Origin of the sequence: Brevundimonas sp. M20, assembly GCF_006547065.1 — a bacterium.
In the GTDB taxonomy this organism is placed as follows: domain Bacteria; phylum Pseudomonadota; class Alphaproteobacteria; order Caulobacterales; family Caulobacteraceae; genus Brevundimonas.
Genome location: NZ_CP041243.1, coordinates 1,179,206 through 1,199,831, shown reverse-complemented (window position 1 = coordinate 1,199,831; position 20,626 = coordinate 1,179,206). Strand labels below are relative to the sequence as shown.

Annotated in this window: 30 protein-coding genes and 1 pseudogene; 4 read left to right on the top strand and 27 right to left on the bottom strand. The window is 65.9% G+C overall.

The features are described from left to right. Positions 1 to 19: 19 nt before the first annotated feature. The 23 genes and pseudogenes from secY to FKQ52_RS05530 all read right to left on the bottom strand — a co-directional run bounded on the left by secY (position 20) and on the right by FKQ52_RS05530 (position 12,535). Positions 20 to 1,420: a preprotein translocase subunit SecY gene (secY, locus tag FKQ52_RS05640; RefSeq protein WP_141626271.1), complete on the bottom strand. Its 1,401-nt coding sequence runs from the start codon at positions 1,418 to 1,420 to the stop codon at positions 20 to 22. Between the two features lie 256 nt (positions 1,421 to 1,676). After that, positions 1,677 to 2,117 (bottom strand): annotated as a pseudogene (gene rplO, locus FKQ52_RS05635) (50S ribosomal protein L15); the annotation flags it as partial. A 250-nt stretch (positions 2,118 to 2,367) separates the two neighbouring features. Beyond that, positions 2,368 to 2,565, bottom strand: a complete 198-nt coding sequence (gene rpmD, locus FKQ52_RS05630; protein WP_141626269.1) for a 50S ribosomal protein L30 — start codon at positions 2,563 to 2,565, stop codon at positions 2,368 to 2,370. Positions 2,566 to 2,568: 3 nt separating this feature from the next. Further along, a complete protein-coding gene (rpsE, locus tag FKQ52_RS05625) occupies positions 2,569 to 3,180 on the bottom strand; it encodes a 30S ribosomal protein S5 (RefSeq protein WP_141626268.1) in 612 nt (203 codons plus the stop codon). A gap of 12 nt (positions 3,181 to 3,192) precedes the next feature. Then, complete coding sequence (gene rplR / locus FKQ52_RS05620) at positions 3,193 to 3,549, bottom strand: 50S ribosomal protein L18 (protein WP_141626267.1); 357 nt, start codon at positions 3,547 to 3,549, stop codon at positions 3,193 to 3,195. Positions 3,550 to 3,552: 3 nt separating this feature from the next. Further along, on the bottom strand, positions 3,553 to 4,086 hold the full coding sequence (gene rplF, locus FKQ52_RS05615) for a 50S ribosomal protein L6 (RefSeq protein WP_141626266.1): 534 nt from the start codon (positions 4,084 to 4,086) through the stop codon (positions 3,553 to 3,555). A 1-nt stretch (position 4,087) separates the two neighbouring features. Next, positions 4,088 to 4,486: a 30S ribosomal protein S8 gene (rpsH, locus tag FKQ52_RS05610; RefSeq protein ID WP_141626265.1), complete on the bottom strand. Its 399-nt coding sequence runs from the start codon at positions 4,484 to 4,486 to the stop codon at positions 4,088 to 4,090. 15 nt (positions 4,487 to 4,501) lie between these two features. Then, complete coding sequence (rpsN, locus tag FKQ52_RS05605) at positions 4,502 to 4,807, bottom strand: 30S ribosomal protein S14 (RefSeq protein ID WP_141626264.1); 306 nt, start codon at positions 4,805 to 4,807, stop codon at positions 4,502 to 4,504. Between the two features lie 19 nt (positions 4,808 to 4,826). Continuing rightward, complete coding sequence (gene rplE, locus FKQ52_RS05600) at positions 4,827 to 5,384, bottom strand: 50S ribosomal protein L5 (RefSeq protein ID WP_141626263.1); 558 nt, start codon at positions 5,382 to 5,384, stop codon at positions 4,827 to 4,829. After that, entirely contained in the window at positions 5,384 to 5,692 is a 309-nt protein-coding gene (gene rplX, locus FKQ52_RS05595) for a 50S ribosomal protein L24 (RefSeq protein WP_141626262.1), read from the bottom strand. The genes rplE and rplX overlap by 1 nt, the downstream gene beginning before the upstream one ends. Positions 5,693 to 5,694: 2 nt before the next feature. Continuing rightward, the gene (gene rplN / locus FKQ52_RS05590; RefSeq protein WP_055832151.1) at positions 5,695 to 6,063 is read right to left on the bottom strand and encodes a 50S ribosomal protein L14; all 369 of its coding nucleotides are present in this window, start codon (positions 6,061 to 6,063) and stop codon (positions 5,695 to 5,697) included. Between the two features lie 18 nt (positions 6,064 to 6,081). Next, complete coding sequence (gene rpsQ, locus FKQ52_RS05585) at positions 6,082 to 6,333, bottom strand: 30S ribosomal protein S17 (protein ID WP_141626261.1); 252 nt, start codon at positions 6,331 to 6,333, stop codon at positions 6,082 to 6,084. Positions 6,334 to 6,343: 10 nt separating this feature from the next. Then, on the bottom strand, positions 6,344 to 6,541 hold the full coding sequence (gene rpmC / locus FKQ52_RS05580; RefSeq protein ID WP_141626260.1) for a 50S ribosomal protein L29: 198 nt from the start codon (positions 6,539 to 6,541) through the stop codon (positions 6,344 to 6,346). Then, entirely contained in the window at positions 6,541 to 6,981 is a 441-nt protein-coding gene (rplP, locus tag FKQ52_RS05575; RefSeq protein WP_141626259.1) for a 50S ribosomal protein L16, read from the bottom strand. The genes rpmC and rplP overlap by 1 nt, the downstream gene beginning before the upstream one ends. A 3-nt stretch (positions 6,982 to 6,984) precedes the next feature. Next, the gene (gene rpsC / locus FKQ52_RS05570) at positions 6,985 to 7,740 is read right to left on the bottom strand and encodes a 30S ribosomal protein S3 (RefSeq protein ID WP_141626258.1); all 756 of its coding nucleotides are present in this window, start codon (positions 7,738 to 7,740) and stop codon (positions 6,985 to 6,987) included. Then, positions 7,740 to 8,120 (bottom strand): 50S ribosomal protein L22, encoded by a 381-nt coding sequence (gene rplV, locus FKQ52_RS05565; protein WP_141626257.1) that lies wholly within the window; start codon positions 8,118 to 8,120, stop codon positions 7,740 to 7,742. The genes rpsC and rplV overlap by 1 nt, the downstream gene beginning before the upstream one ends. Before the next feature lie 3 nt (positions 8,121 to 8,123). Continuing rightward, a complete protein-coding gene (gene rpsS / locus FKQ52_RS05560; RefSeq protein WP_141626256.1) occupies positions 8,124 to 8,402 on the bottom strand; it encodes a 30S ribosomal protein S19 in 279 nt (92 codons plus the stop codon). Between the two features lie 3 nt (positions 8,403 to 8,405). After that, a complete protein-coding gene (gene rplB / locus FKQ52_RS05555) occupies positions 8,406 to 9,239 on the bottom strand; it encodes a 50S ribosomal protein L2 (RefSeq protein ID WP_141626255.1) in 834 nt (277 codons plus the stop codon). Between the two features lie 4 nt (positions 9,240 to 9,243). Then, the gene (locus FKQ52_RS05550; protein ID WP_141626254.1) at positions 9,244 to 9,549 is read right to left on the bottom strand and encodes a 50S ribosomal protein L23; all 306 of its coding nucleotides are present in this window, start codon (positions 9,547 to 9,549) and stop codon (positions 9,244 to 9,246) included. Then, a complete protein-coding gene (gene rplD, locus FKQ52_RS05545) occupies positions 9,549 to 10,187 on the bottom strand; it encodes a 50S ribosomal protein L4 (RefSeq protein ID WP_141626253.1) in 639 nt (212 codons plus the stop codon). The genes FKQ52_RS05550 and rplD overlap by 1 nt, the downstream gene beginning before the upstream one ends. Further along, on the bottom strand, positions 10,187 to 10,942 hold the full coding sequence (rplC, locus tag FKQ52_RS05540; RefSeq protein ID WP_141626252.1) for a 50S ribosomal protein L3: 756 nt from the start codon (positions 10,940 to 10,942) through the stop codon (positions 10,187 to 10,189). Before rplC ends, rplD begins: the two co-directional genes overlap by 1 nt. Before the next feature lie 21 nt (positions 10,943 to 10,963). Beyond that, positions 10,964 to 11,269 carry a 30S ribosomal protein S10 gene (rpsJ, locus tag FKQ52_RS05535; protein WP_003164367.1) on the bottom strand — a complete coding sequence of 102 codons (306 nt, stop codon included), beginning with the start codon at positions 11,267 to 11,269 and terminating at the stop codon, positions 10,964 to 10,966. Positions 11,270 to 11,566: 297 nt separating this feature from the next. Next, complete coding sequence (locus FKQ52_RS05530; RefSeq protein WP_141626251.1) at positions 11,567 to 12,535, bottom strand: hypothetical protein; 969 nt, start codon at positions 12,533 to 12,535, stop codon at positions 11,567 to 11,569. 258 nt (positions 12,536 to 12,793) lie between these two features. Here FKQ52_RS05530 and FKQ52_RS05525 point away from each other — a divergent pair, with 258 nt between their 5' ends. Continuing rightward, positions 12,794 to 13,564 carry a porin gene (locus tag FKQ52_RS05525; RefSeq protein ID WP_141626250.1) on the top strand — a complete coding sequence of 257 codons (771 nt, stop codon included), beginning with the start codon at positions 12,794 to 12,796 and terminating at the stop codon, positions 13,562 to 13,564. A 260-nt stretch (positions 13,565 to 13,824) separates the two neighbouring features. Here FKQ52_RS05525 and FKQ52_RS05520 read toward each other — a convergent pair whose 3' ends face one another. From FKQ52_RS05520 to FKQ52_RS05510, 3 genes are all read right to left on the bottom strand, one after another. Next, a complete protein-coding gene (locus tag FKQ52_RS05520; RefSeq protein WP_141626249.1) occupies positions 13,825 to 14,775 on the bottom strand; it encodes a GIN domain-containing protein in 951 nt (316 codons plus the stop codon). Positions 14,776 to 14,918: 143 nt separating this feature from the next. After that, positions 14,919 to 15,839 (bottom strand): cupin-like domain-containing protein, encoded by a 921-nt coding sequence (locus FKQ52_RS05515; protein ID WP_240811749.1) that lies wholly within the window; start codon positions 15,837 to 15,839, stop codon positions 14,919 to 14,921. A gap of 8 nt (positions 15,840 to 15,847) precedes the next feature. Further along, positions 15,848 to 16,993, bottom strand: coding sequence for a GNAT family N-acetyltransferase (locus FKQ52_RS05510; RefSeq protein ID WP_141626248.1), 1,146 nt, complete (start codon positions 16,991 to 16,993; stop codon positions 15,848 to 15,850). A 152-nt stretch (positions 16,994 to 17,145) separates the two neighbouring features. On the opposite strand from FKQ52_RS05510, the gene FKQ52_RS16395 reads away from it, so the two are divergent. From FKQ52_RS16395 to FKQ52_RS05500, 3 genes are all read left to right on the top strand, one after another. Further along, positions 17,146 to 17,313 carry a hypothetical protein gene (locus tag FKQ52_RS16395; protein WP_168196798.1) on the top strand — a complete coding sequence of 56 codons (168 nt, stop codon included), beginning with the start codon at positions 17,146 to 17,148 and terminating at the stop codon, positions 17,311 to 17,313. Then, positions 17,310 to 18,098 carry an SGNH/GDSL hydrolase family protein gene (locus tag FKQ52_RS05505; protein ID WP_141626247.1) on the top strand — a complete coding sequence of 263 codons (789 nt, stop codon included), beginning with the start codon at positions 17,310 to 17,312 and terminating at the stop codon, positions 18,096 to 18,098. The genes FKQ52_RS16395 and FKQ52_RS05505 overlap by 4 nt, the downstream gene beginning before the upstream one ends. A gap of 109 nt (positions 18,099 to 18,207) precedes the next feature. Continuing rightward, complete coding sequence (locus FKQ52_RS05500) at positions 18,208 to 19,257, top strand: L,D-transpeptidase family protein (protein WP_141626246.1); 1,050 nt, start codon at positions 18,208 to 18,210, stop codon at positions 19,255 to 19,257. A 105-nt stretch (positions 19,258 to 19,362) separates the two neighbouring features. Here FKQ52_RS05500 and tuf read toward each other — a convergent pair whose 3' ends face one another. Beyond that, entirely contained in the window at positions 19,363 to 20,553 is a 1,191-nt protein-coding gene (tuf, locus tag FKQ52_RS05495) for an elongation factor Tu (RefSeq protein ID WP_141626245.1), read from the bottom strand. Positions 20,554 to 20,626: the final 73 nt, after the last annotated feature.

Genomic DNA, 20,626 nt, shown 5'->3' with positions numbered 1-20,626 from the left:
GCTTCCCCCTCTGGTCGGCTTAGCGGCGGGCGGGCGCGGTGACGCCCTTGCCCTTGGTCTGGCCCTTGGCCTGTCCACGGCCGCGCAGCTTGGCCTTCTTGATCAGGCCTTCGTACTGGTGCGCCAGCAGGTGCGACTGGATCTGCGCCACGGTGTCCATGGTCACCGAGACCACGATCAGCACCGAGGTGCCGCCGAAGTAGAAGCTCTGGCCCAGATTGGCGACCATGATCTCCGGCAGGATACAGACAGCGGTGATGTAGGCCGCGCCGATCACCGTCAGACGGGTCAGGACGTGGTCCAGATACTCGGCCGTGCGCTTGCCCGGACGGATGCCCGGCAGGAAGCCGCCGTACTTGCGCAGGTTTTCGGCCGTGTCCTCGGGGTTGAAGGTGATCGAGGTGTAGAAGAAGCAGAAGAAGATGATCAGGACGGCGTACAGCACGGTGAACACCGGCTGGCCGTGCTGCATCTGGGCGGTGAAGGCCGGCAGCCACGACATCCACGCCGGGAGCTTCGACGGATCGGTGAACTGGGCCACCGTCGACGGCAGCATCAGCAGCGACGAGGCGAAGATCGGCGGGATGACGCCCGCGGTGTTGACCTTCAGCGGCAGGAACGAACGCTCGCCCCCGGCCATGCGGTTGCCTTCCTGACGCTTCGGATACTGGATCAGAAGGCGGCGCTGGGCGCGCTCCATGAAGACGATGAAGACGACCACGCCCACGGCCATCGCGACGATGGCGATCAGGGCGAAGGCCGACATCTGGCCTTGCTGGGCCAGACCGAACATGCGGCCGATGGTGCCCGGCAGAACCGCGACGATACCGGCGAAGATGATCAGCGAGATGCCGTTGCCGACGCCGCGCGCCGTCACCTGCTCACCCAGCCACATCAGGAACATGGTCCCGGCGGTCAGGCAGGTCGTGGTGGTGATGATGAAGAACAGGCCCGGTTCGTCGATCAGACCCGGCTGGCCGTTCAGCTGGGTGGCGATGCCGAAGGCCTGGGCGACGGCCAGAACGACCGTCAGGTAACGGGTGTACTGGTTCAGCTGCTTGCGGCCGCTCTCGCCGCCTTCCTTACGCAGCTTCTCCCAGGGCGGGTACACCGCGCCCAGCAGCTGCACGATGATCGAGGCCGAGATGTACGGCATCACGTTCAGCGCGAAGACGGCCATGTTCTGCACGGCGCCGCCGGAGAACATGTTGAGCATGTCCAGAATGCCGCGCTGGCCGTCCGGATCCTGGAAGAACGCGAGGAACTGGGCGTTGTTGATGCCGGGGATCGGAATATAGCAGCCCAGGCGGAACACGATCAGCGCCATTGCCGTGAAAAGCAGGCGCTTGTGCAGCTCGGTCGCCTTGGCGAACGAGCCCATGTTCATGTTTGCTGCGAGTTGTTCGGCGGCCGAAGCCATAAGTGTCACCCCGACTGATCAGAACGCGGCGCATCGGACGACGAGTCCGCGCCTGCGTCCAGATAGGAGAAGGGCGCCCTCATGGCGAGGGCGCCCGACAGTCTTTTTACTTCGCGGCCGTGCGCTTGGCGCGGGCCGAGACCTTGTTGGCGTCGCCCTTCGGCGCCTTGGGGGCCGGAACCTTGCCCTTGGCGGCGTTGCGCTTCTCGACGCGAGCCGCGGCCTTGGCCTCGGCTTCGATGCGTTGTTCGACGACCGAACCGCCGGCCGCTTCGATGGCCGACTTGGCGCCGGCCGAGGCCGACCAGACGACCAGGCTCAGCTTGGCCTTCAGTTCACCGGTGCCCAGAACGCGGACACCGTCCTTGACGCGGCGGATCACGCCGGCGGCCACCAGGGCCTCGCCGTTGATTTCCGACTTGGCGTCCAGCTTGCCGGCGTCGATGGCGTCCTGCAGGCGCCACAGGTTCACTTCAGCCAGCTTCAGCGCGTTCGGGTTGTTGAAGCCGCGCTTCGGCATACGCATGTACAGCGGCATCTGGCCGCCTTCGAAGCCGCCGATGGCGACGCCCGAACGCGACTTCTGACCCTTGACGCCGCGACCGGCGGTCTTGCCCTTGCCCGAGCCCGGGCCACGGCCGACGCGCATGCGCTTCTTGTGTGCGCCTTCGTTGTCGCGGATTTCGTTCAGTTTCATATGCCTGATCCTTTCGGGTTCTAGCGCCCGGAGACACTCCGGACTCGGCGTTTTCAATGTCCCTCCCGTTCAGGGAGGATGGCTGCGACGCAGCCGGAAGGGGATGGCGAACCGCCCTCCCCCAAACCTCAAGGTCGCGCGCTATAGCCGCTCCCCGGATAGCAGTAAAGGCGGCTCTTGCGGAGCCGCCCCATGCTGGACCGCCTTGCGGCGATCCGCCCTCCCCCGAAAGGGAGGGAGACCTGCAGTCTTACTTCTCGACCACTTCCACCATGTGGTGGACCTTGGCGATCATGCCGCGGACCGAGGCGGTGTCCTCGAGGGTCGATTCACGACCCACGCGGTTCAGGCCCAGGCCGATCAGGGTGGCGCGCTGGTCCGACTTGCGGCGGATCGGCGAACCGGTCTGGCGGATGGTGACGGTGGCTTTCGATTCAGTCTTGGCCATGTCTTAGCCCTCGATGGCTTCAGGCGCCGAGGCGCCGTCGTTGCGGCGGCCCATCAGGTCAGCGACCTTCTTGCCACGCTTCGAAGCAACCTGACGCGGCGACGACTGGACCTTGAGGGCCTCGAACGTCGCACGGATCATGTTGTAGGGGTTCGACGAACCGGTCGACTTGCCGACGACGTCCTGGACGCCGAGGGTTTCGAGCACGGCGCGCATCGGACCACCCGCGATCACGCCGGTCCCGGGAGGGGCGGCGCGCATCATGATCTTGCCGGCGCCCCAACGGCCGTTGCCGTCGTGGTGCAGGGTGCGGTTCTCGCGAAGCGGAACCTTGATCATGGTCTTCTTGGCTTCTTCGGTCGCCTTGCGGATGGCTTCCGGCACTTCACGCGCCTTGCCATGACCGAAGCCGACGCGGCCCTTGCCGTCACCGACGACCATCAGGGCAGCGAAGCTGAAGCGACGGCCGCCCTTCACGGTGGCGGCGACGCGGTTGATGTGCACCAGCTTCTCGACGATGTCCGAGTCCGGACCATCGACAGCGGGAGCGTTACGGTTGTCACGACGGTTGCGGTCGTTGCCGCCCTGTCCGCCGCGCTGGGGTTGTTGCGCCATCTGTCGCGTCCCTTAGAAGTTCAGGCCGGCTTCACGCGCGGCTTCCGCCAGCGCCTTCACCCGTCCGTGATAGATGTAGGCGCCGCGGTCGAAGACGACGTCCTTGACGCCCTTCTCGATGGCGCGTTCGGCGATCAGCTTGCCGATGGCGGCAGCCGCGGCGACGTCCGAGCCCTTCGAACCCTTGCCGCCTTCCAGCGACGAGGCGGCGACCACGGTGACGCCTTGGGCGTCGTCGATGATCTGGGCCGAGATGTTCTTGTCCGAACGGCTGACCGACAGGCGCAGGCGACCGTTGGCGACAGCCTTCAGGCGGCGACGATTGCGCTCGGCGCGGCGCTTGGCTTGCTGTTGAAGAGAAAGAGCCATGACTTACTTCTTCTTGCCTTCCTTGCGACGCACGGTCTCACCGGCGTAGCGGACACCCTTGCCCTTGTAGGGCTCCGGCGGACGCAGCTTGCGGATGACGGCGGCGATCTGACCGACGGCCTGCTTGTCCGAACCCGAGATCTTGATCTCGGTCTGCTTCGGAACAGCGAACGAAACGCCGGCCGGCGGATCGATGTCGACGTCGTGCGAGAAGCCGAGCTGCAGCGACAGCTGGTTGCCCTTCATCGCGGCGCGGTAACCCACGCCGACCAGTTCGAGCGTCTTGTCGAAACCGGTGGTGACGCCGGTGACCATATTGTCGACCAGGGTGCGCGACAGGCCCCACATCGCGCGAGCGCGCTGGGTGTCCGAACGCGGGGTCAGCGACAGTTCGTCGCCTTCCTGCTTGACCTCGATCTCTTCCGCCACGGTCCAGGCGCGTTCGCCCTTCGGACCCTTCACGGTGATGTTCTGGCCGTCGAGCGTGACAGTCACGCCCTTCGGCACAGCGATGGTTTTCTTGCCGATACGGGACATCTTAGTAGACCCTGCAGAGGACTTCGCCGCCGACATTGGCGTCGCGGGCGGCAGCGTCCGACATGACGCCCTTGGACGTCGAAAGGATCGAGATGCCCAGGCCGTTCTTGATCGGCTTCAGGTCGCTGATAGCCGAATAGACGCGGCGGCCGGGCTTCGACACGCGGGCGATCTCGGCGATCACCGGCTGGCCGTCGAAGTACTTCAGCTCGATCTCGAACTGCGGGAACTCACCCGGGTTTTGCACCAGGTTGTAGCCGCGGATGTAGCCTTCGTCCTGCAGCACGTCGAGGACGCGTTGGCGCAGGCGCGAGGCCGGGGTCAGCACCTTCGAACGCTTGCGGGTCGCAGCGTTCTTGATGCGGGCGATCATGTCGCTCAGGGGATCGTTGATCATCATGACTTTATGCTCCCCTTACCAGCTCGACTTCGTCAGGCCGGGGATTTGCCCCAGGTTGCCCAGCTCACGCAGGGCGATCCGGCTCATCTTCAGCTTGCGATAGTAGGCGCGCGGACGACCCGTCACCTCGCAGCGGTTGCGGATGCGGTTCGGCGCCGAGTTGCGCGGCAGTTCCGCCAGCTTCAGGCGCGCCTCGAAGCGCTCCTCCAGCGGCAGGGACTCGTCATTCGCGGTGGCCTTGAGGGCAGCGCGCTTGTCGGCGTACTTCGCGACGAGGGCCTTGACCTTCTCGTTACGGTTTACAGCGGACTTCTTTGCCATTGTCTGTTTCCCTTCCCGCTCAGTTCACGAACGGGAACTTGAACTCGGCGAGGAGAGCCTTGGCTTCCTCGTCGGTCTTGGCCGTGGTGCAGACGATGATGTCCATGCCCCACATCTGGTCGATCTGGTCGTAGTTGATCTCCGGGAACACGATGTGCTCCTTCAGACCGGTGGCGTAGTTGCCGCGACCGTCAAACGAAGTGCCCTTGAGGCCGCGGAAATCCTTCACGCGCGGCAGCGCGATCGTGATGAACCGGTCCAGGAACTCGTACATCTGGTCGCCGCGCAGCGTGACCTTGCCGCCGACAACCATGCCTTCGCGCAGCTTGAAGCCGGCGATGGAGTTGCGGGCCTTGGTCGGCACAGCCTTCTGACCGGCGATGGCGGTCAGATCCTTGAGGGCCGCGGTGGCCTTCTTGGAGTCAGCGACAGCTTCACCGATACCCATGTTCAGGACGATCTTGTCCAGCTTGGGGATCTGCATCTCGTTCGTGTAGCCGAACTTGGTCTTCATCTCGCCGCGGATGCGCGAGTTGTATTCCGTCTTCAGCCGCGGGGTGTACTTGGTGTCGGCCATTAGATGACGTCTCCCGTCGTCTTGGCGAAGCGGACCTTCTTGCCCTCTTCAACCTTGAAGCCGACGCGGGTCGCCTTGCCGTTGGCGTCGGCGATCGCGACGTTCGACAGGTGAAGCGAGGCTTCCTTGTTCTTGATACCGCCCTGGGGGTCGCCCTGGGTCGGACGCGTGTGACGCTGCACCATGTTGATGCCTTGCACGACGACGCGGTTCTCGGTCGGAAGGACCTTCAGGACCTGGCCGGTACGGCCCTTGTCCTTGCCGGTCAGGATGACGACGTTGTCGCCCTTCTTGATCTTGGCGGCCATGGTTACAGGACCTCCGGAGCCAGCGAGATGATCTTCATGTGGTTCTTGGCGCGCAGTTCGCGCGGAACCGGCCCGAAGATACGGGTGCCGACAGGCTCGTTTTGCTTGTTGACGATGACGGCGGCCGACTTGTCGAAACGAATGACAGAGCCGTCCTTGCGCATGATGTCCTTGGCGGTGCGCACGACGATGGCGCGAACGACGTCGCCCTTCTTCACGCGGCCGCGCGGAATCGCTTCCTTCACCGAGGCGACAATGGTGTCGCCCACCGAGGCGTAGCGGCGCTTCGAGCCGCCAAGCACCTTGATGCACATGACCCGGCGAGCGCCCGAATTGTCGGCCACCTCCAGGTTAGTTTGCATCTGGATCATGGGATCCGATCCTTCTTCTTACGAGGCCGAGGCGGCCGAGGCGTCCGACAGGACTTCCCAGCGCTTCAGCTTGGACTTCGGGGCGCACTCGACGATGCGGGCCAGGTCACCGACCTTGAGGGCATTCGCTTCGTCGTGAGCGTGGTACTTCTTGGACAGACGGACGGTCTTCTTCAGGACCGGGTGCAGCAGGGTGCGCTCGACCTTGACGATGACAGTCTTGTCGCCCTTGTCGGAGACGACCACGCCTTCGAGAATTCGCTTCGGCATCTTCGTTTCCTTAAACAGCCGCGCGCTTCTCACGCAGAAGCGTGGAGATGCGGGCGATGTCCTTGCGCACTTCCGAGACCCGGTGGGTCTTTTCCATCTGGCCGGTGGCGGCCTGGAAGCGCAGGTTGAACTGTTCCTTCTTGAGCTTCAGCAGCTCGTCGGACAGCTGGTCAGCGGTTTGCGACCGGAGATCGGCGATCTTGGTCATCAGGCAGCGGCCTCCACATGAGCGATGCCGGCGTCAAGGCGGGTGACCACCTTGGTGCGGACCGGCAGCTTGGCGGCGCCGAGACGCAGCGCTTCACGCGCCACATCGTCCGGCACGCCGTCGATTTCGAACAGGATGCGGCCCGGGTGGCAACGCGCGGCCCAGTGGTCCACGGCGCCCTTGCCCTTACCCATCCGGACTTCAGCCGGCTTGCCCGTGACGGGCAGATCCGGGAACACCCGGATCCAGACGCGGCCCTGACGCTTCATCTGGCGGGTGATCGCGCGGCGAGCCGCCTCGATCTGACGCGCGGTGATGCGTTCCGGCTCGACCGTTTTCAGGCCGTAAGAGCCGAAGTTCAGCGAGAAGCCGCCCTTGGCCGAACCGTGAATCCGGCCCTTGAAGGCCTTGCGGTACTTGGTCTTTTTCGGTTGCAGCATGACTTAGTTCTCACCACGTCCGCGGTCGCGACGCGGGCCGCGATCACCGCGGGGGCCACGTTCACGGCCTTCGTTCGACGACGGACCCGAGGCTTCCTGGGCCCAGCGCTTGTCCTGGGCCATCGGGTCGTGCTCGAGCACCTCACCCTTGAAGACCCAGACCTTCACGCCGATGATGCCGTAGGTCGTCTTGGCTTCGATGAAGCCATAGTCGATGTCGGCGCGCAGGGTGTGAAGCGGCACGCGACCTTCGCGGTACCATTCCATACGGGCGATTTCAGCGCCGCCGAGGCGACCCGAAACGTTGATCCGGACACCCTTGGCGCCCAGACGCATGGCCGACTGCATCGCGCGCTTCATGGCGCGACGGAAGGCGATGCGGCGTTCCAGCTGTTGCGCGATGTTCTCGGCGATCAGCTGAGCGTCGGTTTCCGGCTTGCGGACTTCGACGATGTTCAGGTGAACTTCGCCTTCAGTGCGGGCCGAGATGTCCTTGCGGAGCTTCTCGATGTCGGCGCCCTTCTTGCCGATCACGACACCCGGACGGGCGGCGTAGATCGTCACGCGGCACTTCTTGTGCGGGCGCTCGATGATGATGCGCGACACGCCGGCGGCTTGCAGACGCTCCTTCAGCCACTCGCGCAGCTTCAGGTCCTGGTGCAGCAGGCGGGCGTAGGAGGCACCGTCGGCGAACCAGCGGCTGTCCCACGTGCGGTTCACGCCGAGGCGGAAACCGATCGGATTGATTTTCTGACCCATCAGGCGGCCTCGCCGGCTTCACGGACCACGATGGTGATCTCGCTGAACGGTTTCAGGATGCGCGACGAGCGACCACGAGCGCGGCTCGCGAAACGCTTCATCACCAGGTTCTTGCCCACGAAGGCCTCGGCGACGACCAGGTTGTCGATGTCGAGGTTGTGGTTGTTCTCGGCGTTCGAGATCGCCGAATACAGGACCTTGCGGACGTCGGTGGCGATGCGCTTACGGCTGAATTCCAGCTCGTTGAGCGCCTTCTGCACCGGCAGACCGCGGATCGAGGCGGCGACCAGGTTCAGCTTTTGCGGGCTGATCCGGACGTTCACCAGCTTGGCGCGGGCTTCGGTCGAGCCGACCCGGCGGGGGTTCTTGGTCTGGGCCATGGATTACTTCCTCTTGGCCTTCTTGTCCGCCGCGTGGCCCGGGAAGTTCCGGGTCGGGGCGAACTCGCCGAACTTCATGCCGACCATCTCTTCCGAGACGATCACCGGCACGTGCTTCTGGCCGTTGTGGACGCCGAACGTCAGACCGACGAACTGCGGCAGGATGGTGGAGCGGCGCGACCAGGTCTTGATCACATCCTTGCGGCCCGACGTCTGAACGGCGTCGGCCTTCTTGAGCAGATACCCGTCGACAAACGGGCCTTTCCAGGAGGAGCGGGCCATCGGTTAGCGAGCCTTCTTAACGTGACGGGTACGGATGATGTACTTGTCCGTCGCCTTGTTCTTGCGGGTGCGGGTGCCCTTGGTGTCCTTGCCCCACGGCGTAACCGGGGTGCGACCACCAGAGGTCCGGCCTTCACCACCACCGTGCGGGTGGTCGATCGGGTTCATGGCGACGCCGCGGACGTGCGGGCGGAAGCCCATGTGACGCTTGCGACCGGCCTTGCCGAGGTTCTGGTTCATGTGGTCGGGGTTCGAAACCGCGCCCACCGTGGCCATGCAGCCGTCCAGGACCATGCGAAGCTCACCCGAGCCGAGACGGATCTGGGCGTAGCCCTGATCGCGGCCGACCAGCTGGGCGTAGGCGCCGGCCGAGCGGGCCAGCTGGGCGCCCTTGCCCGGCTTCATTTCGACGTTGTGGATGATCGTGCCGACCGGGATCGAGCGCAGCGGCATCGCATTGCCCGGCTTCACGTCGACCTTTTCACCAGCGACCACCGTGTCGCCCGCCTTCAGGCGTTGCGGCGCGATGATGTAGGCTTTCTCGCCGTCCTCATAGGTGATGAGGGCGATGAAGGCGGTGCGGTTCGGATCGTATTCCAGGCGTTCGACGGTCGCCGAGGCGAACTTGCGACGCTTGAAGTCGATCTTGCGGTACAGGGTCTTGGCGCCGCCGCCGCGGAAGCGGACAGCGATGCGACCGCCCTGACCACGACCGCCCGACTTGGTCAGGCCTTCGGTCAGCGACTTCTCGGGACGGCCCTTGTGGAGCTCCGAGCGGTCGATCAGCACCAGGGCGCGACGGCCCGGCGAAGTCGGATTGTAGGTCTTCAAAGCCATGTGCTTAGAGCCCCGTGGTGACGTCGATCGACTGGCCTTCAGCCAGCGTCACGATCGCTTTTTTGATGTCGACCCGACGGCCAAGAATGCCGCGGAAACGCTTGGTCTTGCCCTTCTGAACGAGGGTGTTGACCTTCAGCACGTTGACCTTGAACAGGGCCTCGACCGCAGCGGCGATCTCGTCCTTCGAGGCGTTTTCCGCGACGCGGAAGACGACCTTGTTCTGTTCCGACAGGATCGTGGCCTTCTCGGTGATCACCGGAGCCAGGATGGTGTCGTAGTGACGCGCGGTCGGTTGAGCGCCGGCCATTACGCGGCCTCCTTCTTCGCGAAGCGGGCTTCGATGGCTTCAACAGCAGCCTTCGTCAGCACCAGCTTGTCGGCCCGCAGGATGTCATAGACGTTCAGGCCGGCGTTCGGCAGCACGTCGATGTGCGGGATGTTGCGAGCGGCCAGGCCGAAGTTCACGTCGACTTCCGGACCAGCGATGATCAGAGCCTTGGTCCAGCCCAGCTTGCCGAAGGTTTCGCGCAGCGAGGCGGTCTTGGCTTCCTTCACGGCGACGGTGTCGACCACGACCAGCGAACCGGCCTTGGCTTTCGACGACAGCGCGTGACGCAGGGCCAGGGCGCGGACCTTCTTGGGCAGGTCATAGGCGTGCGAGCGAACGACCGGACCGAAAGCGCGCGAACCACCGACGAACTGCGGCGCACGGCGCGAACCGTGACGGGCGCCGCCGGTGCCCTTCTGCTTGTACATCTTCTTGCCCGTACGAGAGTTCTCGTTGCGGGTTTGAACCTTGTGCGTGCCGGCGCGGCGCTTGGCCAGCTGCCAGTTGACGTAGCGGGCCAGCAGGTCGCCGCGAATGTCGGAGATGCCGAAGACGGCGTCCGACAGTTCAACGTCGCCCGAGGCCTTGCCGTCGAGTTTGATGACCGAGAGTTTCATTACGCTTCACCGCCTTCGGTCGCTTCGACGGCCGGAGCTTCTTCAGCCGGGGTCTCAGCGGGTTGAGCAGCCGGAGCGGCCGACGACTTCACGCCACCGGGGAACGGGGCTTCAGCCGGGCGGGCCTTCTTCACGGCGTCGCGGATCTTGACCCACGTGCCTTCGTGACCGGGGACAGCGCCCTTGATCAGGATCAGGCCGCGTTCCGCGTCAACGCGGAAGACGGTCAGGTTCTGGGTGGTGACGACTTCCTGGCCGAGGTGGCCGGCCATCTTCTTGCCGGGGAACGTCCGGCCCGGGTCCTGACGGTTACCCGTCGAACCGTGCGAGCGGTGCGAAACCGACACACCGTGGGTGGCGCGAAGGCCGCCGAAGTTCCAGCGCTTCATGGCGCCGGCGAAGCCCTTGCCGATGGTCTCGGCCTGGACATCGACCTTCTGGCCCGCGACGAAGTGGTCAGCCGAGAACTCGGCGCCGACTTCGACCAGGGCGTCCGCGTCAACGCGGAACTCGGTCACATAGGCCTTCGGCTCCACTTCCAGCTTCGCGAAAGCTTCGCGTTGAGCCTTGTTGGTGTTCTTGGCCTTCTTGGTGCCAGCGCCCAGCTGGAGAGCGACGTAGCCGTCACGCTCCTGGGTACGTTGGCCGACGACTTGGCAGCCGTCGAGCTGCAGCACAGTGACCGGAACGTGCGCGCCGTCATCGGCGAACACGCGGGTCATGCCCAGCTTCTTGGCGATCACGCCCGTGCGCATCGGATCCCGCCTCTTTCTTCTTTAAATCTTGATCTCGACGTCCACGCCGGCAGAGAGGTCGAGCTTCATGAGCGCGTCCACGGTCTGCGGAGTGGGGTCGACGATGTCGAGGACACGCTTGTGCGTGCGGATTTCAAACTGCTCGCGCGACTTCTTGTCGACGTGCGGCGAGCGGTTCACGGTGAACTTTTCGATCAGGGTCGGCAGCGGAATCGGACCGCGGACGGTCGCGCCGGTGCGCTTGGCCGTATTGACGATTTCGCGCGTCGAAAAGTCGAGGACGCGGTGATCGAAGGCCTTGAGCCTGATGCGGATGCTCTGATCCATATCGGTTGTTATTCCCAAGCAGGCGAACCTGCGTCCCTGTGAACCATTTCAAAGACCGGAGGTCTTCAGGCCAGAAAGCCTTCAGAGTACGCACGTCCGCAAAAACGATCGGCCCACGCAGTACCCCGCGAAGGCCGTTGGAGTCCCAAGAAACTGCAAAGAACAGGCACTCAGGTCGTTCTTGCGAACCGCGTCTGCACCCGGAGGTGCACAGCCGGTCCAACAAGAGTGGGCGCTTATGCCGATTGAGTCCCCGTTCGTCAAGCGGCGAAACTGTGTCGGGGCGGGGTTTTCCGCCTACTCCACCAGACGGCCTGTCGAAGCGTTCCAGCGCAGTGGAATACCGCCGCAATCCGCTCCCTCTCCACAGGGCGCGACCACCATAAGCATAGCCGGACGCTCCGACACTTCATACTCGGCCCAGCGCTCCGGCGGGGCGGTATAGGCCAGCGCGACCGGCCCTCCGCGTCCCTGCGGCCCCGGACCGGGTCCCATGGTCACCCAGACCTGAAAGCCGCTTTCCGGCTCGCCATCGCATTCGCCGGCGGGGGTGAACACCCAGTCGCGCAGCCCATCGCCATTCACATCCGGTGTGTCGAACAGTTCTGCCTGACAGAGGCTGGGCCCCTCCTCCGTCGTCGCCGGACGCCAGACCCGGCTGTGGAAGCGGATCTCCTCGAGCGTCGATGGGGTCCAGTCCGGCAGAATCGGCGACCCGTCCGCCTCTTCGCCCAGGTCGACAGGCGCGACGATGGTCAGGCGGCTGATCCCGTCACTGGAGGGCCGCTCCTGTAGCCGCCCGGCCGCAGGCTCCCACGCCCAGGCGCGCAGGCATTCATTCCGGCCGCTATCGCAGTATAGATGGTGCAGCGCGGCTTCGACCCGGACCTCCCCATCGACCGTCTTCACTTCGAAGCGAAGGGCCTGTCGATCAAAGGCGCGAATGAAGCCGTCTTCGCCGCTTAGATATAAAGTGGCGCGACAACCGCCGGTGCCGCAGAACTGCGTGGAGTCGGGCCAACGGATGAGCCAGTCAGTCCGGTCGTCGCCGCTCACCTCCACCGGCTCAAGCACGCCGTCCGGAATTTCGGTGACCAAAGGGGGCCGGTTCGTCGGATCATCGACGTCGAGATAAAAGCCGTTCAGCGCGTTCAGCACGTACCAGACGAAGCCCTCCGGCGGCGTCTGTGCTCGCGCATCCGCCACACTGATGAAAAGTCCCGCCGCCGCCACGACCGACGCCCAGCCGATCTGATTCCATCGCATGTGACCGTCCTCCCTCCACGACCCTGCGTCAGGCCGACGAGCCACAGAACCATCGGTTTCTGACTTTGATTTCAGACGCCGCCGCTATCTGTCCGCACCACTGCCGCAACGGCGCCACAATGCGTGACGGAGAAGCCACAAGGTCGGTAAGCCGCTGTTTTGTGAAGCTTTTGTAATGGCGACGCTGGGAGCCCGCCTGATAGCTCGCCTCAAATCGCAGCGCGCCTTCCCCCTTGCTGCGGAATAAGGAAAACAAGAATGAAAACGCTCTTCCTCGCCACCGCCGCCGTCGCCGCCTTCGCCGCCGCCCCGGCCTTCGCCCAGGACGCCGTCGGTTCGGTCGGCATCGGCTACAACAACGTCAAGTACGACGCCTTCGGTTCGGACTTCACGGCCGAGAACGGCAAGGTTGACGTCGCCGCCGCCATCCCGGTCACCGGCCCGTTCACCGTCACGCTGGACGGCGGCTTCTCGTACAACAACAACGCCGTCGCCGGTCAGGACAACAGCAGCGTGGACGGCGCCGTCCACGGCACCGTCATGATCAATGACACGTTCCGCGTCGGCGGCTTCACCGGCGGCGCCGAGTTCGGCGACGACACCCTGTGGGCCTTCGGCGCTGAAGCCCAAGCCTACATCAACAACATGACCCTGACGGGTTCGGTGGCCTATGAAACCGCCGACGACGCCGACATCGACGCCTGGAGCGTCGGCGGCGACGTCGCCTACTTCATCACCCCGGCCCTGCGCGTGAACGGCGGCCTGGGCTGGCACACCGTCGACGGCGGCGGCTCGGACATCGACGTCTGGTCGATCAACGCCGGCGGCGAATACCAGATCGCCGACACCCCGTTCAGCCTGACCGCCAACTACGGTTACGCCGAGCTGGAAGACGTCGATCTGTCGATCAACACCCTGACCGTCGGCCTGCGCTACACCTTCGGTGGCGACCTGCAGACCCGCTCGCGTTTGGGCGCCGATCTCGGCCGCACCGCCGCCAGCGTGGGCGCCCTCGCCGGCGCCTTCTAAGCCGAACGACAGCCTTTCGGCTGAGCTGTTGAAGCCCCGGTGGAGCGATCCGCCGGGGCTTCTTCATGCCGTTTGCACGAGCGCCCGGATACCGCGCGCCTTGTCCGGACCGGAGCAAAGCGCTTCAGATGCCGCCCTCCGACAGCACTACACCCCGCCCGGCGTAAACCTGGCCCGGCGCCGGACATGACCGGACATGAAAAGAGCCCGGGGGGTTCCACATCCCCGGGCTCTTCCCGTCACCGTTCGCTGTCTGACCGTCAGCGTCCGATATGCACGTCTCCGCCCCCCGCCACCTGGCGGCTGACCGAGCCGGTGGCCCGCGCGATGTTCACATCGCCGCTGCCCATGACCGTCACATCCACATTGCCGGCCACGCCGCGGAAACTGACGTCTCCTGATCCGGCGACGGCCACATCGACGTTCGGAGCCGTTCCGCCGCGCACGTCCACGTCGCCCGAACCGCCGATGGCGACGTCCATATCTCCGTCCAGACGGGCCACGCCCACATCGCCCGAGCCGCCGATGGCGACCTCAAGCCGGCGCGTCGCCCCGGCGCGGACCGAACCGGACCCGCCGATCGAAATATCCAGCGCGTTCGACGTTCCCGCCGCGACCGAGCCGGACCCGCCGATGGCGATCTCCAGAGACCCGGCGTTGCCCGCCCGGATGTCGCCAGAACCGCCCAGGCTCAGCGAGACCGGGCCGTCGACGTTGGCCACATCCCAGCGACCGCAGCCGCCGTTGGCCAGCTCCACCGAGCGCGCGCCGCGACCGACGGCGCCGAAGACCGCGCCGTTGGCGGCGATGTCTACCCGGCGGGGCGTGCGGATGATGATTTGCGGGGCGTCTTCCAGATTCACCCGGCCCAGATCTCGCACCTGAACCCAGGCGCCCTCGCCCGGCCGAGCGTCAACGCGGCCCGAGTGGCACTCGCGGATGCGGCTGTTTCCGCGGTTGAACAGGCCGCCACGGCGTCCGCCCAGTCCGCCGTCGATGCGGACCTCGTCGCCGTGACGCGAGACCTGGATGGCCGGAAGCTGCGACCGGCCGCGCTGAACCTCGACCGAAATGTCCGCGCGGTCCTCGACGATGACCGACACCCGGGCGACGGCGTTGCGGATTTCGACGTTCGGCTCTCCGGCGAACGCGGGGCTGGCCATGGCGGCGAGCGCGGCGGCGGATACGGCGATTGCGGTGGCGGATTTCATGACGGGCCTCCCTGTCCGATGTGAGGAAAGGGTGCGTCCGCCGGGCGTCGAAGTCACTTTAATAGGAGGTCATGACCCCGTTGTAAGAATTCCCGTCCAAAGCCCCGCGCCGCCTGAACGGCAGGGCCGGCCTTTCAGGATGTTCAGGTTCTGAGCGAGCCCGCGCCGTCGGCCACGCCGACTTCCGGCTCGAAATCGCGTTCGAAATGCTCGAGCCGACTCTTCAGCGCACCCGCCTTCTTCAGCGCCAGCGATGCCGCCCAGCGGGCCGCCAGTTCGGGTGTCGCCATCCGGTCGGTCATACGCGGGCTCCGTCCCCGGCTGCGCAAGACAGCGTTGGTGTAGAGCGCCCCGTTGCGGAACCGCGACGGCCAGGTCTGGAAGTCCATCGACAGGCTGACGCAGAACCGGTCCAGATTCTCCACCCGGTGCGGCGCATAGATCGGCCATGTCAGCGCCTGACCCGGCTCCAGATCCATCACCTGCGCGTCCTGCTCGAACGCGAGCGTATAGGGCAGTTCCTCGGTCGTCTGGCGCGCGACCACTTGCTCCATATTGCGCTCGGGCAGATGGCCCTCGTCGCCCGGATAGACATAGATCCGCTTGCGACCGCGCATGTGGAACAGCACCACGCCCGCCGGGTCGAAATGGTAGGGCACCCGCGCCTTGGGCGAGGACAGGATCAACTGGCCGGCGTTCCGCACGGCGCGCATGCCGGGATATTTCGCCTGCACCTTGCCGAACTCGACCATGGCCGCGGCCCAAAGTTCGGGCCAGCCGGTCTCGACCTCGCGCATATTGACCCACAGACGCCCCTGCTGGATCGCGGCCAGCAGCTCGGCGCCGTCCAGGCGACCGCGCGCGCCGGTGCGCAGGGAGACCTGCCCCTCGTCGTCGTAGTCATACAGGTTGATATCGAACAACTCCGCCGGATAGCGGTCCAGGATCGCCGCCAGCGACTCGTCCGTGGCGAATCCCTGCTCCACCAGACTGTGCGGATGGGCCTCGGCCTGACGGATCGGGCCGGAATAGCGGGTGCGGGCCGAAAGCATCTCTTTGGTCATGTCTGTCCTCAGGCGGATGCACTGCTCGAGCGCGTCTTGTTCAGCGCGGCGCCCGCGGCCTGCACGGCGCCCCTGAAGCGGTTGGCGGGGGTGACTTCACAGGCCTCGATGGCGGCCCAGCGACGGCGGACGCTGGCGCGCAACTTCTCGCCCCGCCCCTCGCCCGCCAGATCCAGCGCCTTCACAGCCGCCTGGCTCATGGCCGCGCCGAGGCCGGGCTTCAGCACCATGGCCTCGCGCACGATGTGGTGGCCGTTGCAGAAGTATTTCTTGTAGTGCTCGCCCTCGAACCCGAAGTCGAAGGTGCGATAGCCCAGCTTGGCGGCCAACCGCATGGTGTCCATGCTCAGCAGGATTCCCGGCGAACAGCGCGCCAGCGACGGCTCATAGCCCGGGAACCAGAAATGATACTGGTCGCCCGCGTGCAGCGAGAATTCGATCGCGGTCAGACGGTCGCCCGCCCACAGCCCGGCCATCGAGGCGCCGAAGCCGTTTTCGCCCTGAGTCTGCAGCAGTTCGTGCAACAGCTCGGCCGTCCAGCCGCAGGCGAAGATGTCATGGCGATTGGTGCGCCGGTACTGATCCCGCTTCAGGTTCAGCAGCCAGTCCAGCAGCTTGGGATCATGCAGGCCACGCTCGATCCGCAACGGCCCCAACTCGGCCTCCATGCTGCGCCGGGCGCGCTCCTTGTCCTTGAAGAATTTGCCGAACGTCTGGCGCCGCTCGGCGTACCAGCCGTCATAGCCGCCCTCGCCCAGCTCGACCTGCACCGTGCGCCGGTCCTCGCCCAGCGGCGTATCCCCGACCCAGGCGGTGACGTTCAGGCGCGACGCTCCCAGCAGAGTCGCCACCTCCGACAGGGTCGGCCCCTCGCCCGGACGGGCGATGACGCCGTGATAGTCGTTCATCGGCGCCCCCAGCGGCTGGATCGCCGCCCCGCGCCGTTGATGCGGGAAGAAGCCGACGATCTCGCCGCCCTTGCTGAACACGGCCACCGCCGCGTCGGGGCTGATCCGCCCGGCCACCCGCGTGAAGCTGGGCCGGAAATAGGGGCTGTTCAGCGCCGGGTTCGCCGCCAGAAAGGCGCGCCACGCGCCCCACTCGGCCTCGCCCAGTTGGTCCGCCTTCAGGATGTCGACCTTGAACCCGGTCATCCGCCGCCCTTCGCCTCAACAGGCCTGTTTCAGCGTCCTCCATGCCACACCGCCCGTTTCGGCCCGGTGAGCGTTCATCCTTAATGATTTGTGTTCGGGGAGCCGGGCCTGACGTCGCACGTTGCGCTTGTCCCAATCCCCGGAGACCTGTCATGACTGATCCGAACCGCCCCGATAGCCGCGAAACCGAGAACGAGAACCTGCGCCCCGACAGGGACGGCCAGCCGCCCCGCCCGGCGACCGAGCCCAAGGGTTCGGAGGGCTCCTCAAATCCCGGCGACACGGCCACAGACCCCGCGACCGGAAAACCCAATCCTTGAAGTTCACCGTCCATATGCTCGCCGCCGTCGCCCTCACCGCCGGTTCCGCCCTGCCCGTCTCGGCCCGGGCCCAGACGCCTGCGCCGCGCCCCGCAGTCACGACCGGCCAGCCGATCGCCGTCTGCCCTCTGGAGACCGGCTTCGTTTCGGACAACGGGGGCCTGACCCGCAGTCGCGCCGCCGTCCGCGCCGGGGCTCTGCGTATTCTGGCCGTCGGCTCATCGTCCATCGAGGGGATCGGCGCCAGCCGTCGCGAGCTCGGCTTCGCGCCCCTGCTGGAACTGGGGCTTGAACGCCGTCTGCCCGGGGTGGACGTCACCGTCTTCAACCGCGGCATCGGCGGCGAAACGGCGAAGGAGACCGCTGACCGGCTGGAGCGCGAACTGGCCGCCGGGCGCGTCGATCTGGTCATCTGGCAACTGGGCACCAATGACGTGCTGCGCGACCGGATGGTCGATGACGTGTTCGCCGACTTCCATCGCGGCGAGGCGGTGCTGCAGGCCGCCGACGTGGATGTCCTGCTGATCGACCCGCAACGCCTGCCGGAAACGACCACCAACGCGTCGTTCCGGGGCCGCAACCCGGCGCTGGGCGACATGGCCCGTCGCATCTCCGAGGAAGGCCGCCGGGGTCAGTACGCCGTGCTGCACCGCTTCGACGCCATGGCCGGCTGGAGCGGTCTGGAGCGTGGCGGCGTCGGCCCGGACGACCTGCACCTGAACGACGCGGGCTATGCCTGCTGGGCCGAGGTCACGGCGGAAGGATTGGCGCCCCGGCTTCGCTAGACAGAAGAAGCGCGGACCTTCCGGTGCGTCCGCGATCCGTCGAACGACGATCCGGAACAAGCTCTGCCGCAGCGGGTTGGTTTCCGACCTGAAACGGCCCGGAGCCCGCATGTCCCCCCGCCTGTCCCTTCGTCTGGTCGTCGCCTCGACCGCCGTCCTGGCCCTCGCCGCCTGCGGTCAGTCCGACCAGCCCCGCGCGCCCGTGGACGCGACACAGGCCGCCGCCCTCACGGCTGACCAGATCAACGAAGCCCGGATCACGGAGCCCGTCGCCCCCCCCACGGTCGGCGCCGCGCCGAACGCGGCGCCGACCGGGCCGGTCAAGCCGGATCCCGCCCTGATCCGCCTGCAGGTTCTGCTTGATCGTTCCAGCTTCTCGCCCGGCGTCATCGACGGCGTGCCGGGCTCCAACCTGCGGCAGGCGGTTGCGGCCTATCGAAAGGCGAACGGGCTTTCGGGCGACGCCATCGACGGAGACCTCATGGATCGGCTGACATCGGCGGACGACCGCCCGGCCATGACCACCTACACCCTGTCCGCGTCTGACGTCGCGGGCCCGTTCAGCCCGCCGCCGGGGGAACTGGCGGAACAGGCCGCCAACGGCGTCCGCTACACCAGCCCGCGCGAGCGTATCGCCGAGCATTTCCACATCACCGAAGACCTGCTTCAGACGCTGAACCCCGGCGTGGACTTCCGTCGCGCGGGTCAGAAGATCACCGTCCCGGCCATCGGCGCGGCGCCCCTGCCGGCCGATGTGGACCACATCATCGTCGACAAGGGCGAGGGCTCGGTGCGCGCCTTCGCCGGGGATGGCCGCCTGCTGGCCTACTATCCCGCCACCATCGGCAGCGGCGACAATCCGACGCCGAGCGGGACGGTCAGGGTCAACGGCGTCGCCCGCAATCCGGACTATGTCTATGACCCCGCCAAGCTCAGCTACGGCCCCGGCGGTCGCCGGATCGTCGTGCCCGCGGGGGCCAACAACCCCGTCGGCGTCGTCTGGATCGACCTGGACAAGCCCAGCTACGGCATCCACGGCACGCCCGAGCCCGACAAGATCGGCAAGACCGCCTCCCACGGCTGCGTCCGCCTGACCAACTGGGACGCCTGGCAACTGGCCGCGGCGGTTAAACCCGGGGTCGAGGTGCGGTTCATCTAGCCTCTGCCTTCTCCCCCTGGGGGGAGAGGGACGCCGCAAGGACAAAGAAAAACCCCGCCGGATCGCTCCGGCGGGGCTCTTCAACTCAGATCGTCAGACCGTCGATTACTCGATGATCTTTGCGACGACGCCGGCGCCGACGGTGCGGCCGCCTTCACGGATGGCGAAGCGCAGGCCCTGATCCATGGCGATCGGGGTGATCAGCTCGACGCTCAGCTCGGCGTTGTCGCCGGGCATGATCATCTCGACACCTTCCTTCAGGTGCACGATGCCGGTCACGTCCGTCGTGCGGAAGTAGAACTGCGGACGGTAGTTGGTGAAGAACGGCGTGTGACGGCCGCCCTCTTCCTTCGTCAGGATGTAGGCTTCGGCCTGGAACTTGGTGTGCGGGGTGATCGAACCCGGCTTGCACAGAACCTGACCGCGCTCGACGTCTTCACGCTTGGTGCCGCGCAGCAGAACGCCGACGTTGTCACCGGCCTGACCCTGATCCAGCAGCTTGCGGAACATTTCCACGCCCGTGCAGGTCGTCTTCTGGACCGGACGGATGCCGACGATCTCGACTTCCTCACCGACCTTGACGATGCCCTTCTCGACGCGACCGGTCACCACGGTGCCGCGGCCCGAGATCGAGAAGACGTCTTCCACCGGCATCAGGAACGGCAGGTCCACCGGACGTTCCGGCTGCGGGATGTAGGCGTCGACGGTTTCCATCAGCGCCAGAACGCGTTGTTCGCCGATTTCCGGGTTCACGCCGTCGGTCGCGGCCTTGGCCGAGCCCTTGGTGATCGGAATCTCGTCACCCGGGAACTGGTACGACGACAGCAGCTCGCGCACTTCCATCTCGACCAGCTCGAGCAGCTCTTCGTCGTCGACCAGGTCGACCTTGTTCATGAACACGACCAGAGCCGGAACGCCGACCTGACGGGCCAGCAGGATGTGCTCGCGCGTCTGCGGCATCGGGCCGTCGGCGGCCGAAACCACCAGGATCGCGCCGTCCATCTGGGCGGCGCCGGTGATCATGTTCTTCACATAGTCGGCGTGACCCGGGCAGTCGACGTGCGCGTAGTGACGGTTGGCCGTCTCGTACTCGACGTGCGCCGTGTTGATCGTGATGCCGCGGGCCTTTTCTTCCGGCGCGGCGTCGATGTCGGCGTAGTTCATCGCCTTGGCGCCGCCGGCCTTCGCCAGCGTCATCGTGATCGCCGCCGTCAGCGTCGTCTTGCCGTGGTCAACGTGACCGATCGTGCCGATGTTGCAGTGCGGCTTCGTGCGTTCGAACTTTTCCTTGGCCATTCTCTTCTCTCCGTCCCCTGAAAAAGGGGGCTTCAGTCCTTGGGGTTTTCAGGGGTCCGGCAGGCCCGAAGGC